Genomic DNA, 16,819 nt, shown 5'->3' with positions numbered 1-16,819 from the left:
TCCTGGGTGTGAGCGGCGGACGTGTTACTTGACGCCGAGCCCGGCGTCGGCGACCGCGGGCTTGCCCGCGGCCTGAAGGACCTTGTTCAGCGGCCGCAGGTCGTAGATGCCGGCGAGGTCGGGCTGCTCCAGCAGACCGGCCTTCACCGCGTGACCGGCCTGCGCGTCGAGCGTCGCGGCCAGCGGGTCGTCGGTGAACCGGATCGACGGCCACGCCGGGTCGATCACCTGCGGCGGCAGCGCCTTGCCGGTGAGCTCCCGGAGCTTGGCGTTGGCGGAGGCCTTCGCCTTGTCCGGGTTGGCGTTGATCCACTCGTTGGTCTTCACCGTGCCGCGCAGGACCGCCTCGACGACGGCCGGGTGCTCCGCGAGGAACTTCTGCGACACGATCACGTTCGTGATGACGAACTTCTTGTCGGGCCACAGCGTCGACTCGTCGAGCAGCACCTTCGCCCCGTCACTGACCAGCTTCGACGCGGTCGGTTCCGGCACCCAGGCGCCGTCGACGGAGCCGGACAGATAGGCGTTCGGCGTGACCTTGTTCTCCGTGCGGACCACGGAGACATCGCCCTTGCCGCTCTGCGGGTCGACCTTCCAGCCCTTCTCGGCGATCCAGTTGAGGAACGCCACGTCCTGGGTGTTGCCGAGCTGCGGGGTGGCGATCCTCTTGCCCTTGACGTCGTCCAGGGTCTTGATCTTCTTCGGGTTCACGACCAGCTTGACGCCGCCGGAGGCCGAGCCGCCGATGATGCGCAGGCTCTTGCCCTGGGACTTCACGTAGCCGTTGACCGCGGGCGAAGGCCCGATGAAGCCGATGTCGATCGAGCCGGCGTTGAGCGCCTCGATCTCGGACGGACCCGCGTTGAAGGTCGCCGTCGACAGCTGCGTGCCGCCGAGCTCCTTCTGGATGATGCCCTCCTGGTCGCCGACCAGGGCGGTCGCGTGCGTCAGGTTGGGGAAGTAACCGACCTTGACGGTGTCCAGACCGTCGATCTTCTCGCCCTTGGCGGCAGGGGCGACCTTGTCGTCCTTGGCCTGGGAGCCGTAGCCGCAGGCGGTGAGCGCGATGGCGAGGAGCGGCAGGGCGGCCGCGGCGGCGAGGCCGCGGCGGAGGGTGGTGCGGGTGGCTGGCACGGGAGGCTGTCCTCTCGTCGGCCCGGTCGGCGCGTCGGTTCAGGTGGGACGCGGCCGGGTCGTCGGCGGTCTTCGTCGGTTCTTGGGGTGGGTGGTGCGGGTGGTGCGGGCGCGCGAGCGGCGTGCCTGCGGCACTGCAGTCATCGCGCACATCGCGCCACCCCGCCCCTGCCCGCGCCGAGGTCCCCTCCCCCAGACTTCGTCCGGGGGTACCCCCAGCCGACGCGGCCGCCCTCCTTGGCGAAGGTCCCGAAGACGTCGGTCATGTCAGAAGTCCCAGCCGTCGTCGTCGGCCTTGTCCCGGACGGGCTCCGGCGACGCGAACGACTCGCCGACCATGCCCGCGGTGAGCGTGGTGCCGTCGGCCGGGTCGATCAGGATGAACGCGCCGGTGCGGCGGGAGTCCGCGTACGAGTCGAGCGGCAGCGGCTCGGCCGTACGGATCTTGACGCGGCCGATGTCGTTGGCGATCAGCTGACCCGGGTGCGGGTGCAGGGAGAGGTCGTCGAGCGTCAGCCGGGACGGGATGTCCTTGACGATCGCCTTGACCGTGCGGGTGCCGTGCTTGAGCAGCACGCGGTGGCCGACGGTGAGGGGCTGGTCGGCGACGTGGCAGACGGTGGCCTCGACGTCCTGGGTGGTCGGGGGCGCGTCCTTGCTCGGCACGATCAGGTCGCCGCGCGAGATGTCGATGTCGTCCTCCAGCAGGAGGGTCACCGACTGGGTCGTCCAGGCCACGTCGACCGGCTTGCCCAGCAGGTCGATGCCCGAGACGCGCGAGGTGCGACCCGACGGCAGGACCGTGATCTCCTCGCCGACCCGGAAGGCGCCGGCCGCGATCTGGCCCGCGTAGCCCCGGTAGTCCGGGTGCTCGGCGGTCTGCGGCCGGATCACGTACTGCACGGGCAGCCGGGCGTGGCAGTGGCTCAGGTCGTGGCTGACCGGCACGGTCTCCAGGTGCTCCAGCACGGTCGGGCCGCCGTACCAGTCCATGTTCGCGGACGGGTCCACCACGTTGTCCCCGGCCAGCGCCGAGATCGGGATCGCGGTGACCTCCGGGACGCCCAGCTCGGTCGCGTATGCCGTGAACTCCTCGGCGATCGCGGCGAACACGGACTCCGCGTAGTCGACGAGGTCCATCTTGTTGACGGCGAGGACCACGTGCGGAACGCGCAGCAGCGCGGCGATCGCCGCGTGGCGGCGGGTCTGCTCGACGACTCCGTTGCGGGCGTCGACCAGGATCACCGTGAGCTCGGCCGTGGACGCGCCGGTCACCATGTTGCGCGTGTACTGCACATGGCCCGGGGTGTCGGCGAGGATGAACCGGCGGCGCGGGGTGGCGAAGTAGCGGTACGCCACGTCGATCGTGATGCCCTGCTCGCGCTCGGCCCGCAGGCCGTCGGTGAGCAGCGCCAGGTCGGGCGCCTCCTGGCCGCGGCTGCGGGAGGCGTGCTCGACGGCCTCCAGCTGGTCCGCGAGGACCGACTTGGAGTCGTGCAGCAGCCGGCCCACCAGCGTGGACTTGCCGTCGTCGACGGAACCGGCGGTGGCGAAGCGCAGCAGGGTGGTGGCCGAAAGCTGCTCGGTCAGCTGCTCGGTGGTGCTGGTCATGTCTAGAAGTACCCTTCGCGCTTGCGGTCTTCCATCGCGGCCTCGGACAGCTTGTCGTCGGCGCGGGTCGCGCCCCGCTCGGTGAGGCGGGAGGCGGCGATCTCGGCGATCACGGCGTCCAGCGTGGTGGCGTCGGAGTCGACGGCACCGGTGCAGGACATGTCGCCGACGGTGCGGTAGCGGATGAGCCGCTTCTCGGTCGTCTCCGACTCCTTCGGGCCGCCCCACTCACCCGCGGTCAGCCACATGCCGGCACGCTTGAACACCTCGCGCTCGTGGGCGAAGTAGATCTGCGGCAGCTCGATCCGCTCCCGCTGGATGTACTGCCACACGTCCAGCTCGGTCCAGTTGGAGAGCGGGAAGACGCGGACGTGCTCGCCGGGGGCGTGGCGGCCGTTGTAGAGCTGCCACAGCTCGGGGCGCTGCCGGCGCGGGTCCCATTGCGAGAACTCGTCGCGGAGGCTGAACACCCGCTCCTTGGCGCGGGCCTTCTCCTCGTCGCGGCGGCCGCCGCCGAACACCGCGTCGAAGCGGTGCTGCTGGATGGCCTCGGTCAGCGGCACGGTCTGCAGCGGGTTGCGCGTGCCGTCGGGGCGCTCGCGCAGCTTTCCGGCGTCGATGTACTCCTGCACGGACGCGACATGGAGACGCAGGCCGTGCTTCTCGACCGTGCGGTCGCGGTACTCGATGACCTCCGGGAAGTTGTGGCCGGTGTCCACGTGCAGCAGCGAGAAGGGGATCGCGGCGGGCCGGAAGGCCTTCAGCGCGAGGTGCAGCATGACGATGGAGTCCTTGCCGCCGGAGAACAGGATCACCGGCCGCTCGAACTCGCCCGCCACCTCGCGGAAGATGTGCACCGCCTCGGACTCGAGCGCGTCCAGGTGGGAGAGGGCGTACGGGCCGGCGCCCCCGGAATTGTCCGCAGCCTCGCTCAGGACGTCGACACTCGTGGTCACAGGAGACCCCTTTCGGTCAGCAGCGCGTGGACCGCCGCGGCGGACTCCTGCACGGTCTGGTTCTGGGACTCGATCCGCAGATCGGGTGACTCGGGCTCCTCGTACGGGTCGTCGACGCCCGTCAGCCCGCTGATCTCGCCGGCCGCCTGCCTGGCGTACAGCCCCTTCACATCGCGCACCGAGCAGACCTCCACCGGAGTGGCGACATGCACCTCGACGTACGCGGTGCCCTCCTGCTGGTGGCGCTTGCGCACGGACTCGCGGCTGTCGGCGTACGGGGCGATGACCGGGACCAGCACCTTCACGCCGTTGGACGCGAGCAGTTCGGCGACGAAGCCGATCCGCTGCACGTTGGTGTGCCGGTCCTCGCGGCTGAAGCCGAGGCCCGCCGAGAGGAACTCGCGGATCTCGTCGCCGTCGAGCAGCTCGACCCGGTGGCCCTCCTCGCGCAGCCTGCCCGCAAGCTCGTACGCGATGGTGGTCTTGCCGGCGCTCGGCAGACCCGTGAGCCAGATGGTGGCTCCGGTCACGTCGTTCTCCTGGTCCTTCTGAGTGTTCGTCATCAGCCGTGCAGCCCGCATTCCGTCTTTCCCCGCCCGGCCCAGCGGCCGGCGCGCGCGTCCTCGCCCTCCAGCACCCGGCGGGTGCAGGGGGCGCAGCCGACGGACGTGTAGCCGTCCATGAGCAGGGGGTTCGTCAGGACACCGTGCTCGGCGACGTAGGCGTCCACGTCGTCCTGCGTCCACCGGGCGATCGGCGAGATCTTGACCTTCTGCCGCTTCTCGTCCCAGCCGACAACCGGGGTGTTCGCCCGGGTCGGGGACTCGTCGCGGCGCAGGCCGGTGGCCCATGCGGCGTAGCGGGTCAGCCCCTCTTCGAGGGGCTTGACCTTGCGCAGGGCGCAGCACAGATCGGGGTCGCGGTCGTGCAGCCTCGGCCCGTACTCGGCGTCCTGCTCGGCCACGGTCTGACGCGGGGTGAGCGTGATGACGTTGACGTCCATCACGGCGTCCACGGCGTCCCGTGTGCCGATCGTCTCCTCGAAGTGGTAGCCGGTGTCGAGGAAGACGACGTCCACACCCGGGAAGACGCGCGAGGCGAGGTGGGCGACGACCGCGTCCTCCATGGAGGAGGTGACGCAGAAGCGCTCGCCGAAGGTGTCGGCGGCCCACTTCAGGATGTCGAGCGCCGAGGCGTCCTCGAGGTCGCGGCCCGCCTGCTCGGCCAGCGACTTGAGGTCCTGACCGGACTGAATCGTCGTCATGTCGTTTCCCCTCCACCGTCGTTGGACTGAAGTCCGCGGGACAGGAGCCCGAGGAACTTCAGCTGGAAGGCCCGATTGCACGCCGCGCATTCCCAGGCGCCGTGGCCCTGCTCGCTCGGGCGCAAGTCCTCGTCCCCGCAGTAGGGGCAGTAGAAGGGGGCGGCGCGCTCGCTCATGAGAGAGCCTCCTCGGAGGCGCGTGCCGCCCACGTGGCGAAGCGCTCGCCGTCCTCGCGCTCCGCCTCGAAGCGCTTGAGGACCCGCTCCACGTAGTCGGGCAGCTCGGCGGAGGTGACCTTCAGACCGCGCACCTTGCGGCCGAAGGCGGGCTCCAGACCCAGCGCGCCGCCCAGGTGCACCTGGTAGCCCTCGACCTGGTTGCCCTCGTCGTCCAGGACCAGCTGGCCCTTGAGACCGATGTCCGCGACCTGGATGCGCGCGCAGGCGTTCGGGCAGCCGTTGATGTTGATGGTGAGGGGCTGGTCGAACTCGGGCAGGCGCCGTTCCAGTTCGTCGATGAGCGCGGAGCCGCGGCCCTTCGTCTCGACGATCGCCAGCTTGCAGAACTCGATGCCGGTGCAGGCCATCGTGCCCCGCCGGAACGGCGAGGGCTTGACCTGGAGGTCGAGTGCCTCGAGGCCGGAGACGAGCGAGTCGACCTGGTCCTCGGCGACGTCGAGCACGATCATCTTCTGCTCGACGGTGGTGCGCAGCCGGCCGGAGCCGTGCGCCGCCGCCAGATCGGCGATCTTGGTGAGCGTGGTGCCGTCGACGCGGCCCACCCGCGGGGCGAAGCCGACGTAGAACCGGCCGTCCTGCTGGCGGTGGACGCCGACGTGGTCGCGCCAGTGCTCGATGGGCTGCTCGGGAGCGGGGCCGTCGACCAGCTTGTGCTTCAGGTACTCGTCCTCCAGCACCTGGCGGAACTTCTCGGCGCCCCAGTCGGCGACGAGGAACTTCAGGCGGGCGCGGTTGCGCAGGCGGCGGTAGCCGTAGTCCCGGAAGATCGAGATGACGCCTTCCCAGGCGTCCGGGACCTCGTCGAGGGGGACCCAGGCGCCGAGGCGCACACCCAGCTTCGGGTTGGTGGACAGGCCGCCGCCGACCCACAGGTCGAAGCCCGGACCGTGCTCGGGGTGGTTCACCCCGACGAAGGCGACGTCGTTGATCTCGTGCGCCACGTCCAGCAGCGGGGAGCCGGAGATCGCGGTCTTGAACTTGCGCGGCAGGTTCGAGAAGTCCTTGTTGCCGATGAACCGGCGGTGGATCTCGTCGATGGCCGGGCTGCCGTCGACGATCTCGTCCTCGGCGATGCCGGCCACCGGGGAACCGAGGATCGTCCGCGGGGTGTCGCCGCACGCCTCGGTCGTCGACAGGCCGACGGCCTCCAGGCGGCGCCAGATCTCGGGGACGTCCTCGATGCGGATCCAGTGGTACTGGACGTTCTGCCGGTCGGTGAGGTCGGCGGTGCCGCGCGCGAACTCCTGCGAGATCTCGCCGATGACGCGCAGCTGCTCGGTGGTCAGCCGGCCACCGTCGATGCGCACCCGCAGCATGAAGAACTCGTCGTCCAGCTCCTCCGGCTCCAGGATCGCCGTCTTGCCGCCGTCGATCCCGGGCTTGCGCTGGGTGTACAGGCCCCACCAGCGCATACGTCCGCGCAGGTCGGCGCCGTCGATGGAGTCGAAGCCGCGGTGGGCGTAGATCGTCTCAATGCGTGTCCGCACATTGAGACCGTCGTCGTCCTTCTTGGTCTGCTCGTTGCCGTTGAGGGGCGTGTGGTGGCCCATGGCCCACTGGCCCTCGCCGCGGTGGCGTCCGGCCTTGCGTCGAGACGTGGCGGAGACGGGCTTTTCAGGGGTGGCGGCCATGGCGGTATGTCCTTCGAGACTGCAGGAGGGCGGCTCTGAGCTGCACACTCGCGACGAGGGCGCGACAGTGCGCAGGGCGGGGTGAAGCAGGGGAAAGCGCGGCTGTGCTGGGCTGTCAGCAGGCCGGACAGATGGCGCTGGACATGCGGCCGAGGTCGACGTGCCGCCGACTCACCAAGGCAATTCCAGTGCTAGACATGACGGAAGCGTGTCATGGGACTTTGGACTCAGTCCACCGCTATCCAAAATGTGGACAACACTGTCCCGCATCGCGAGACAATGTGTCGTGGGTCACGACATGGCCGATTGTCGCCCCTCGCCCCGCGCCCGGCAGCCGTCGCCGACGACGACTGCCCGGGGCGCGGGGTGCCCGGCTTCCCCTGGCCGGTACTCCGGGAGAGCCGAGGCGTACCGACGCGGGCGCGGCCCCGGAGAGCGGGGCCGCGCGAAGCGGGCCGGGCGGGCGCGGGCGCGGTCCGGAGCGCCGGGTCGTTCGGAAGCGGGCGCGGTCGGGAGGGCCGGGGCGTTCGGAGGCCGGCGCGGTCGGAAGCGCCCGGTCGCTCGGAGGCGGGCGCGGTCGGGAGCGCGCGGCCGGTCAGAGGCCCGCGCCGGGCCAGGGGCCGGGGGTCGCCGCCGCGTCCCCTTCTTCTTCCTCGACCTTGGTGTCGAAGACCGTGAAGCCGCGGCGCAGATAGTTGTCCATCGCGTGCGGGCCGTCCTTGGAGCACGTGTGCAGCCACACCCGCTTGGTCGGGGCGAGCCCCGGCCAGCGGTCGGCCAGGTCCCAGGCCCGGGCGACGCCGTACGACAGCAGGTGCCCGCCGATCCGCCGGCCCCGGAAGGCAGGGATGAGCCCGAAGTAGACGATCTCCACCGCACCGTCGTCCTGCGCCTGGAGCTCGACGTAGCCGGCGGGCGTCCCCTTGTCGTACGCCACCCACGTCTCGACGCCCGGCAGCTCCAGCCACTCCTGCCAGGCGGCGTAGGTCATGCCGAGGCGGTCCGTCCAGTGGATGTCGCCGCCCACGGCCGTGTAGAGGAAGCGGCTGAACTCCGGCGAGGGGACCTCCGCCCGGACGATCCGTATGTCCCCGTCGGGCGCCGCCGCCGGCCGCTGGTCGGCGGGCGACGTCTGCTCCAGGGACCAGGTGGTCACAGTGATGCTCATGCGCGCCAGACAATCACGACGACGAGTTCCGGCCAAGCGCCGGTCAGGCCGCCCGCGCCCGCCGGACCGCCGGAGCCGTCGAGTGCGGCAGCAGGTCACCCGGCTGTTCCGGCGCCACCACCTCCACCTCCAGCTCCTCGGAGAACCGGTACGGGCGGTGCGCCAGCACCTGGGCGAGATGGCGCCGCAGCCGCGACATCTCCGCCCGCACCGTCACCGTCCGCGTCCGGTCCCCGAAGAGGTCCCCGGCCAGCTGCGCCGCACTGCGCCCGTCCCGGTGCAGCGCCAGCAGGTACAGCAGCTCGGCATGGCGCGGACTGAGCTCGTACGTCCAGCTGCCCGAACCGCCCGACACCCGCACCGACGGCCGACGGGGCCTGCTCAGATCCAGCACGACCCGGCCCGGCGTCACCGGCTCCGGGTCCTCCTCGTCCACGCGCACCAGCCAGCCGCCGGGCAGCGGTTCCACGGAACACATCCCCAGCGACGGCAGCCACATCCGACCGGAGCGCACCGCCTTCGGCAGCGCCAGCCTGCCTGGCGGAGCCATTCCGGTCACCGCGGCGGGCCAGCCGGTGGCGTCCACCGCCAGCGCCCGGCCGCCGATCCGGCCCAGCAGCGGCGCCGCCGCACTGCGCAGCCGGTCCAGCGACTCGTGGTGGCGGTTGCGCAGCTCGGCCTCGGCGAGCTTGGTGACCGAGGTGACCAGGGCGAGCGTCGCCGGATGCATGGTGGACAACGGTCCGCTGATGTCGACGACGCCGATCAGCCTCCCGTCGCGCGGATCGGTGACCGGGGCGCCCGCGCACGTCCAGGTGTGGTGTGTGGAGACGAAGTGCTCGGCCGAGTGCACCTGGACCGGGCGCCGGATCACGAGCGGGGTACCGACGCCGTTGGTGCCGACCAGGCCCTCGGACCAGTCCGCGCCGAGGACGAAGCCGTGCCCGTCGCCCTTGCGCAGCACGGGCGTGCTGCCCTCCCGCCACAGCAGCCGGCCCTCCGCGTCCGAGACGACCATGATGTGCTGCGCCGCCTCCGCGATGGACACGAGACCCTCGCGGAGCACCGGCAGCACGTCCAGCAGCGGCGAGGACAGCCTGCGGCGTTCGATCTCCTCCAGCGGCAGCAGCCCGGCCCTGCGGTCCTTGTCCGGGTCCACCCCGCCGCGCAGCATCCGCTGCCACGACTCGTCGATGTCCGTGCGCGGGCCCACCTGCGGCCGGCGCCCGGAGAGCGCGGCGTCCCGTACGCCCTTCAGCAGCCGGAGGGCCTCCGCGGTGTCCATGGCCGCGAGCCTCGCCAGGTCGAGCGATGAGTTGTGCACTGGGTCCTCCTCGATGACGCCAGCGTCCGGAGCGGGGGTGGCGGGGTGTGCCCGGCCATATCCTGCCGTGCTCCGGGCACAGCGCGCCGCCATATGCCACACAAGGATGCAACCCTTTGCAACCGTGGCGAACGGACGTGCGCGTGCACGAAGGTGACGGAGCACCGGTCCGCCGGTGCGGGGTGGTGCCGTGTCGGCGCAGCACCACCCGACAAACGTCACGGGCGCGGGCCGTCGCACCACGGCCCGCGCCCGTTCGACGTCACACCGATGCGCGCGCCCGCTCCACCACCGACGCCAGGTCGAGCGAGTGCGGCAGCGTCCCGAACGCCGCCCCCCAGTCACCGCCCAGCCGCGAGGCGCAGAACGCGTCGGCCACCTCCGGCGGCGCCCAGCGGACCAGCAGCGATCCCTGCAGGACCAGGGCCATGCGCTCGACGAGCCGCCGCGCCCGCGCCTCGATGCCGTCCAGGTCCGCGAGCTCCGTCAGCAGGTCCTTGATCGCCGCGTCCAGCCGGTGGTCCGCGCCCCGCGCCGTGCCGACCTCCTGGAGGAAGGCGTTCAGCGCCTGCGGCTCCCTCTGCAGCGCGCGCAGCACGTCCAGCGCCTGGACGTTGCCCGAGCCCTCCCAGATCGAGTTGAGCGGCGACTCGCGCAGGAGCCTCGGCATGCCCGACTCCTCCACATAGCCGTTGCCGCCCAGGCACTCCAGGGCCTCGGCCGCGACCGGCGTGCACCGCTTCGTCACCCAGTACTTGGCCGCGGGCACCGCGAGCCGCAGGAACGCCCGCTCCTCCTCGGTGTCCGCGTCATACGCCGCGGCCAGCCGCAGTCCCAGCGTCGTCGCCGCCTCCGACTCGAGCGCCAGATCGGCCAGCACGTTGCGCATCAGCGGCTTGTCGACGAGCAGCCCGCCGAAGGCACTGCGGTACGTCGCGTGGTGCACGGCCTGCGCCACCGCCTGCCGCATCAGGGCGGCCGAGCCGAGGACGCAGTCGAGCCGGGTCGCGGCCACCATCTCGATGATGGTGCGCACCCCGCGGCCCTCGTCGCCGACCCGCCTGCCCCACGTGCCGTCGAACTCGACCTCGCTGGACGCGTTGGACCGGTTGCCGAGCTTGTCCTTCAGCCGCTGGATCCTGAAGACGTTGCGCGTCCCGTCCTGAAGCACCCGCGGCACCAGGAAGCAGGTCAGCCCCCCTGGCGCCTGGGCGAGGACCAGGAAGCCGTCGCTCATCGGCGCGGAGCAGAACCACTTGTGACCGGTCAGCACGTACTCGCCGTCGGCGGCCAGCGGCTCGGCGCGCGTGGTGTTCGCGCGCACGTCGCTGCCGCCCTGCTTCTCGGTCATGCCCATCCCGAACAGCGAACCCGCCTTCTCGGCCGCCGGGCGCAGACCTTCCTCGTACACCGTCGACGTCAGCCGCGGCTCCCACACCGCGGCGAGCGCCGGATCCGTCCGCAGGGCCGGGACCGAGGCGTGCGTCATCGACAGGGGGCAGCCGTGCCCGGCCTCGGCCTGGGTCCACACCAGGAATCCGGCGGCCCGGCGCACATGCCCGGCCGGCCGGTTCCAGGCGTTCACCAGGCCCGCCGAGACGCCGTGCCCGAGCAACCGGTGCCAGGCCGGATGGAACTCGACCTCGTCGATCCGGTTCCCGTACCGGTCGTGGGTGCGCAGCTTCGGCGGGTTCTCGTTGGCCTGCGTCCCCCATTCCTGTGCCTGCGCCGAGCCCGCCGTCTGCCCGAGTGCGGACAGCTCCTCGCGCACCTCGTCCCGGAGCGCGGGGGCGACATGCCGGTCGACCGCTTCCGTGAGGGCACGGTCGGCGCTGTAGACGTCGTACCCCACCAGGGGCGGAGCCTGGTTGGTCACTGTGTGGGTGCTGTCTGCCATGCCGATACGGTAAGGAGGTGCAGGCAGCAAATGAAACACCCGAGCGGCCCCATGGGCGGCTCCACCGAGCCCGAGTCCTCTACCGCAACGTCTCCAAGCGGAAGATGGCATGGCTGCTGCTCAAGGACACCGTCAATTCCTGCATCGAGTACCGGATCCTCGGCCTGGCCGCCGAGGCGGCGTTCTTCACGCTGCTGTCGGTGCCGCCGCTGATGCTCGGCCTCCTGGGCCTGCTCGGCTACATCGACGACTGGACCAACACGACCACCGTCGCCTCGATCGAGGAGAACATCCTCACGGCCGTCGGCACGGTGCTCTCCGACCGGGGCGTCAACGACATCGCCAAACCGCTGCTGGAGGACGTCACCCACGGCGGCAGGCCGGACCTCATCTCCATCGGGTTCGCCATCGCCCTCTGGTCGGGCTCCCGCGCGGTCAACGTCTTCATCGACACCATCACCGTCATGTACGGGCTGGACGGTCACCGGGGCATCGTCGCGACGAGGCTCCTGGCGTTCCTGCTCTACATCATCGCCCTGCTGATCGGCGCGGTGGTGCTGCCGCTCGCCGTCGTCGGCCCGGACCGGGTCGTGGAGCTGATGCCGTGGGGCACGGAAGTGGTGGAGTTCCTCTACTGGCCGGTGGTGATCCTGCTGTCGATCGCCTTCCTCACCACCCTGTACCACGTGTCCGTGCCCGTGCGGTCGCCCTGGGTGGAGGACGTGCCGGGAGCGCTCGTGGCGCTCGGGATGTGGGTGCTCGGCAGCTTCCTGCTCCGTATCTACCTGACCAGCACCGTCGAGGGCCCCACGATCTACGGCTCGCTCGCGGCGCCCATCGCCTTCCTGCTCTGGATAGGCATCTCCGCCTTCGCCGTCCTCGTCGGGGCCGCCGTCAACGCCGCCATCGACCGCGTATGGCCTTCGGTCGCCACGGCCGCGGCCCGCGCCGCCAACGAGCGGGCCCGCGCGGCTGACGCCGCCGAGCTGCTCGCGCGGGCGAGGGCGGCCCAGGTGTACGAGGACGACGAGGACGGGGACGAGGGCGGCGGCGACATGCCGTCCGAGTTCCCCGAGCGCTGGTCGAGGTTCCTGCCGCCGGACGACGTGCGGTCCCGCCTGCACACCGGCCGGGACAACGGCAGGGACAGCGGTCGCGACCACGGCAGGGACCAGAGCCGCGACGACGGCCCGGACGGCCACGCCTGACCGCCGGACCGCGTCCTACCCTCGGTCGTATGTACCGGCAACGCCCCTCACGGCTGGACGGCGCCGTCGTCTGGACCAGGACCCTGCACGAGCACGGGCACGACGGCCCGGCGCATCCGGTGCTCCCCGACGGCTGCATGGACCTGCTGTGGAACGGGGAGCGGCTGCTCGTCGCGGGCCCCGACACCGCGGCCCACACCCCGGACGGCGGGGCCGGGACACTCTGGGCGGGCCTGCGCTTCCCGCCCGGCGCCGCGCCTGCGTTCTTCGGCGTACCGGCGCACGAACTGCGCGACAAGCGGGTCGAACTGGCCGATCTGTGGGGCGCGGCGACAGCGCGCGGGCTCGCCGGGCGGGTCGGCGACGCGGCCGGCCCGGCCGCCGGACTGGAGGCCGTGGCGCTCGCCCGGGCCGCGCAGGCGCCGCCGCCGGACCCGCTGCTCGCGCGCGTCGCCGGGCACCTGGGCGCGGGAGGCACCGTCGCGGCCGCGGCGGAGGCGGCCGGACTCGGCGCCCGGCAGCTGCACCGGCGTTCCCTGGACGCGTTCGGCTACGGCCCCAAGACGCTGGCCCGCATCCTGAGACTGCAGCGCGCGCTCACGCTGGTCCGCGCCGGTGTCCCCTACGCCGAGGCGGCGCTCGCGGCGGGCTGCGCCGACCAGGCGCACCTGGCCAGGGAGATGCGTTCCCTGACCGGTACCACCCTCAGCTCCTACGCGGCGTCGGCGAAGAGGGAGACACCCATGCCGTCCGGGTCGAGCACCACCGCGTAACGCTGCCCCCACACCGCGTCCCACGGCTCGATGTGGCTCCGGTACCCGGCGGACACCAGCTCGTCGTGGACGGCGTCGACCTCGGCGGGGCCGTCACACCGGAAGCACAGCCCGATGCGATCGCCGCCGGACGGGCGGGTCCAGCCGTGATCGAAGGAGCGGACGGTCTCCTCGGTGTCCCACAGCACCCGCAGCCCGCTGGGCAGGGTCGCCTCCGCGTGCGGGGCGGAGTCCGCGTCGGCGGGGACGTCCAGGCCGAGGCGACGGTAGAAGGCGAGGGAGGCGGCCATGTCGGAGACGACGAGGCCGACGGCGTCGAGTCGTGGAGTCATGCCGTCACCGTAGGGCGGCCGGGGGACCGCGGTCTTGAACGAATCGGACGCCCGGCGGCCGCCGCTGCGAGGCCGGCCGGCGACGGGGAGCGTGCCGAGCGGACCGGACGCCGGTGCGCATACGGGGCCGCATCCGCGAGCCCGGACGAGGCCGGGCCGACGCTGTTCGCCTCGCGGGCCGGCGGCCACGAGCCGGCCGTCCGCCGAAGCGCGGCCCGCGCGTACGAAGGGCTCGGCCGGGGCAGGGAATCGGCGACGCACGTGCCGTGACCGAGTGGAGGCGCAATGGCGTACGACAACGGATGGCAGTTCCTGGACGACCGCGGCCGCCTGGCCGGCGCGCCGCGCACTCCGGCGCGGATCACCGCCTACATACAGGCGGGGGCCACTCTCCACGACCACGGCGTACGGCCGGTGAGCGTCTTCGGCTCCGCCCACGACGGCGCCGACGCCGACCCGGCCAAGGCCGGAGCCCTGCCGCCCGGCACCGTCGACTACCTCGGCCCGGGCCCCCGACTGAGCGCCGAGGACCTCCTGCGCTCCGCTCCGGACCTCGTGGTGGCGGTGGCGTACGGCTCCGACCACGTCTACGGGCTCGACCCCGACACGGCCAAGCACCTCGAGGAGCGGGTTCCCCTCGTGGTCGTGGACGTCGGGAACGGGCGCCCGCTCGACGGGACGCGGGAGCGGTTCGGCGCGCTTGCCGCCTCGCTCGGCGCCGGTGAGGACAGGGCCGCAACGGCCGGACTGACCGACGCGCGAACGCGGTTGAGCGCCGCGGCGGGCCGGGCGCCCGAGGTCCGCGTCCTCGCCCTGTCGCCCGCCGGCGACGACACCGTGCACCTGGCCCGGCCCACCGCGTGGCCCGACCTGCGGGCCCTGACCGGTCATGGGGTGCGCATGGCCGAGCCCGGCCCCGGCCCCGGCGTCAGCTGGTCCACCACCGACTGGACGGCGGTGGAGCGACTGGAGCCCGACGTCGTTCTGGTGGACGTGCGCGCCCATGCCGTGCCGACGCACCGCCTGGGCGGGCCCGGCGGCCGGTGGGCCGCCACGGCACGCTCCCGCGTCGTGCCGTGGAACCCCGAACTCCCGTGCAGCGCCCGCGCCCACGCGGAGTTCCTCGCGGCGGTGGCGGAGGCACTTCAGACCCGCTGACCGGCCCCCCGGCGCAACCGTCAAGAAGCCCGCGGCACTCTATGGGGTGTGACCTCCACCTTCCCGCAGCAGACCCAACTGCCCACCACTACGGGCCACATGATCGTGTGCGGCGACGACACGCTGGCGCACCGGCTCGCCGCCGAACTGCGCGAGGTCTACCGGGAACGGGTGACACTCGTCGTGCCCGCGGCGGGAGCGCCGAGAGGTTCCGAACCGTCGTCGCCGGGCAGGGCCAGGGCGTCCGCGCTGTTCGGGCGGGTGTCGGCCGCCATGACCCGCGCGGTCGCCCCGCCCGTCGCGCCCGGTGACACCCCGCCGGCCGACCTCCCACGGGTCCTGGAGACCCCGCAGCTGGACGAGGACGTACTGCTGGAGGCCGGGGTGGGCGACGCCGCGGCTCTCGCGCTCGTCCACGACGACGACGAGACCAACATCCGGGCCGCGCTCGCCGCGCGCCGCCTCAACCCGCGTCTGCGCCTGGTGATCCGCCTCTACAACCGCAAACTCGGCCAGCACCTCGAACAACTCCTCGACCAGGCGGCGGCGTTGGCCGACCCGGGGATCGACCCCGAGAAGCTGGACGCCTCCACGACCGTCCTGTCGGACGCGGACACCGCCGCACCCGCCCTGGCCGCGACCGCGATCGCCGGGACGAGCAAGGTGGTACGGGCCGACGGCCTGCTGCTGCGGGCAGTCGAGCGCACGCCGCCCGCCCGGGGCGAGGTCGCCGACCCCGGGCTGTGCACCCTCGCGCTGCTGTCGTCGACCACCAACGACCCGGCCGGCGAGGAGGGTTCGGACCGCAGCGGTCGGGACGGTCCGCGGCTGCTCCCCGACGACCGGAGCGTCGCGGAGGCCACCGGGCGCGGCACGGTCGTGCTGGAGGCCATCTCGCACACCGCACCGGGCCGTGCGCCCGGACCGCTCTCGGGCCGGGGAGCACCCCTGGGCCGGCTCTTCTCACGGCGGCTGCGCTGGTCGCTCGCGGGGCTCGGCGCCGCCGTCTTCGGCCTCGGCGTCACCACCTGGCTCACCACCGGCGACCATCCGCTGCACGCGGTCTACCTCATCCTGCTCGACCTGTTCGGCATGGGCGACCCCGCCCACGGCGCGGAACCCGACCGTCAGGTCCTCCAACTCCTCACCGGCTTCGCCGGACTGCTGCTGCTCCCGCTCACGGTCGCGGCCGCGCTGGAGGCCCTGGGCACGTTCCGCACCGCCTCCGCGCTGCGCCGCCCGCCGCGCGGGCTGTCGGGGCATGTGGTGCTGCTCGGGCTCGGGAAGATCGGCAGCAGGGTGCTGATGCAGCTCAGGGAGCTCGGCATCCCCGTGGTCTGCGTCGAGGGGGACCCCGAGGCGCGCGGCATCCCGCTCGTGCGGCGCCTGCGGGTGCCGACCGTGCTGGGCGACGTGACCCAGGAGGGCGTGCTGGAGGCGGCGAAGATCCACCGGGCGCACGCCCTGCTCGCCCTCACGAGCGTCGACACGACGAACCTGGAAGCCGCCCTGTACGCACGCTCCGCCAAACCCGATCTGCGGGTCGCCATGCGGATCTACGACGACGAGTTCGCCCTCGCCGTCTACCGCAGCCTGCGCTCTGCCCACCCCGGCGCCCTCACCCGCAGCCGCAGCGTGTCCACCCTGGCGGCCCCGGCCTTCGCCGGAGCCATGATGGGGCGTCAGATCCTCGGGGCGATCCCGGTCGAACGCAAGGTGCTGCTGTTCGCCGCCCTGGAGGTCGCCGGCCAGCCGCGGCTCGAAGGACTGACGGTGGAGGAGGCGTTCCGCCCGGGACACTGGCGCGTCATCGCTCTGGACGCCACCGCTCCCGGCGACCGGCGCCCCGATCTGGCCACCGCCCGCCGCTCGGGCGAGGACGGCGCCGCCGGACTCGTCTGGGACCTGCACCCCGGCTATGTGCTGCGCGCCGAGGACAGGGTGGTCGTGGCGGCGACCCGGCGGGGGCTCGCCGAACTGCTGGGCAGGAGACACCGCACGACTGGCGGGCAGCGGTGAACGAAGGGCGGCCCCCGCGCGGGCGCCCCGGGGCCCCCCCCGGCGGTCGGGGTTTAGTAACGGGACACGAAGCCCGCGGGGCCGGCCGGGAGGGCGATCGGAAGA

General features: G+C 72.5%; 16 protein-coding genes. 4 read left to right on the top strand and 12 right to left on the bottom strand.

Going from position 1 to position 16,819, the window contains the following annotated elements:
* Positions 1 to 24: 24 nt before the first annotated feature.
* The 11 genes from AB0K02_RS20820 to AB0K02_RS20770 form a co-directional block, all read right to left on the bottom strand.
* Positions 25 to 1,134, bottom strand: a complete 1,110-nt coding sequence (locus AB0K02_RS20820) for an aliphatic sulfonate ABC transporter substrate-binding protein (RefSeq protein ID WP_365993950.1) — start codon at positions 1,132 to 1,134, stop codon at positions 25 to 27.
* A gap of 267 nt (positions 1,135 to 1,401) precedes the next feature.
* Positions 1,402 to 2,745 (bottom strand): GTP-binding protein, encoded by a 1,344-nt coding sequence (locus AB0K02_RS20815; protein WP_365993949.1) that lies wholly within the window; start codon positions 2,743 to 2,745, stop codon positions 1,402 to 1,404.
* 2 nt (positions 2,746 to 2,747) lie between these two features.
* Positions 2,748 to 3,701, bottom strand: coding sequence for a sulfate adenylyltransferase subunit CysD (cysD, locus tag AB0K02_RS20810; protein ID WP_365993948.1), 954 nt, complete (start codon positions 3,699 to 3,701; stop codon positions 2,748 to 2,750).
* Entirely contained in the window at positions 3,698 to 4,264 is a 567-nt protein-coding gene (gene cysC / locus AB0K02_RS20805) for an adenylyl-sulfate kinase (RefSeq protein ID WP_177151739.1), read from the bottom strand. Before cysC ends, cysD begins: the two co-directional genes overlap by 4 nt.
* Entirely contained in the window at positions 4,264 to 4,965 is a 702-nt protein-coding gene (locus tag AB0K02_RS20800) for a phosphoadenylyl-sulfate reductase (protein WP_365993947.1), read from the bottom strand. Before AB0K02_RS20800 ends, cysC begins: the two co-directional genes overlap by 1 nt.
* Positions 4,962 to 5,141: a hypothetical protein gene (locus AB0K02_RS20795; RefSeq protein WP_365993946.1), complete on the bottom strand. Its 180-nt coding sequence runs from the start codon at positions 5,139 to 5,141 to the stop codon at positions 4,962 to 4,964. Before AB0K02_RS20795 ends, AB0K02_RS20800 begins: the two co-directional genes overlap by 4 nt.
* A complete protein-coding gene (locus AB0K02_RS20790) occupies positions 5,138 to 6,835 on the bottom strand; it encodes a nitrite/sulfite reductase (protein WP_365993945.1) in 1,698 nt (565 codons plus the stop codon). The genes AB0K02_RS20795 and AB0K02_RS20790 overlap by 4 nt, the downstream gene beginning before the upstream one ends.
* A gap of 115 nt (positions 6,836 to 6,950) precedes the next feature.
* Positions 6,951 to 7,034: a putative leader peptide gene (locus AB0K02_RS20785; protein WP_310650533.1), complete on the bottom strand. Its 84-nt coding sequence runs from the start codon at positions 7,032 to 7,034 to the stop codon at positions 6,951 to 6,953.
* A 396-nt stretch (positions 7,035 to 7,430) separates the two neighbouring features.
* Positions 7,431 to 8,003 carry a GNAT family N-acetyltransferase gene (locus tag AB0K02_RS20780; protein WP_365993944.1) on the bottom strand — a complete coding sequence of 191 codons (573 nt, stop codon included), beginning with the start codon at positions 8,001 to 8,003 and terminating at the stop codon, positions 7,431 to 7,433.
* Between the two features lie 43 nt (positions 8,004 to 8,046).
* Complete coding sequence (locus AB0K02_RS20775; protein ID WP_365994052.1) at positions 8,047 to 9,288, bottom strand: GAF domain-containing protein; 1,242 nt, start codon at positions 9,286 to 9,288, stop codon at positions 8,047 to 8,049.
* 301 nt (positions 9,289 to 9,589) lie between these two features.
* Positions 9,590 to 11,224, bottom strand: a complete 1,635-nt coding sequence (locus AB0K02_RS20770) for an acyl-CoA dehydrogenase family protein (protein ID WP_365993943.1) — start codon at positions 11,222 to 11,224, stop codon at positions 9,590 to 9,592.
* Between the two features lie 17 nt (positions 11,225 to 11,241).
* On the opposite strand from AB0K02_RS20770, the gene AB0K02_RS20765 reads away from it, so the two are divergent.
* Complete coding sequence (locus tag AB0K02_RS20765; protein ID WP_365993942.1) at positions 11,242 to 12,432, top strand: YihY/virulence factor BrkB family protein; 1,191 nt, start codon at positions 11,242 to 11,244, stop codon at positions 12,430 to 12,432.
* A 29-nt stretch (positions 12,433 to 12,461) separates the two neighbouring features.
* Complete coding sequence (locus AB0K02_RS20760; protein WP_365993941.1) at positions 12,462 to 13,205, top strand: helix-turn-helix domain-containing protein; 744 nt, start codon at positions 12,462 to 12,464, stop codon at positions 13,203 to 13,205.
* Here the strand turns inward: AB0K02_RS20760 and AB0K02_RS20755 are convergent.
* Positions 13,145 to 13,537, bottom strand: coding sequence for a VOC family protein (locus AB0K02_RS20755; protein ID WP_365993940.1), 393 nt, complete (start codon positions 13,535 to 13,537; stop codon positions 13,145 to 13,147). The genes AB0K02_RS20760 and AB0K02_RS20755 overlap by 61 nt on opposite strands.
* Before the next feature lie 285 nt (positions 13,538 to 13,822).
* On the opposite strand from AB0K02_RS20755, the gene AB0K02_RS20750 reads away from it, so the two are divergent.
* Positions 13,823 to 14,695, top strand: a complete 873-nt coding sequence (locus AB0K02_RS20750; RefSeq protein ID WP_365993939.1) for an ABC transporter substrate-binding protein — start codon at positions 13,823 to 13,825, stop codon at positions 14,693 to 14,695.
* A 99-nt stretch (positions 14,696 to 14,794) separates the two neighbouring features.
* Positions 14,795 to 16,714 carry an NAD-binding protein gene (locus tag AB0K02_RS20745; protein ID WP_365994051.1) on the top strand — a complete coding sequence of 640 codons (1,920 nt, stop codon included), beginning with the start codon at positions 14,795 to 14,797 and terminating at the stop codon, positions 16,712 to 16,714.
* The last annotated feature ends 105 nt before the right edge of the window (positions 16,715 to 16,819 follow it).

The sequence above is a fragment of the Streptomyces sp. NPDC049597 genome (genome assembly GCF_040675505.1).
Classification (GTDB): Bacteria; Actinomycetota; Actinomycetes; order Streptomycetales; family Streptomycetaceae; genus Streptomyces.
This window is presented reverse-complemented; position numbering and strand designations above follow the sequence as displayed.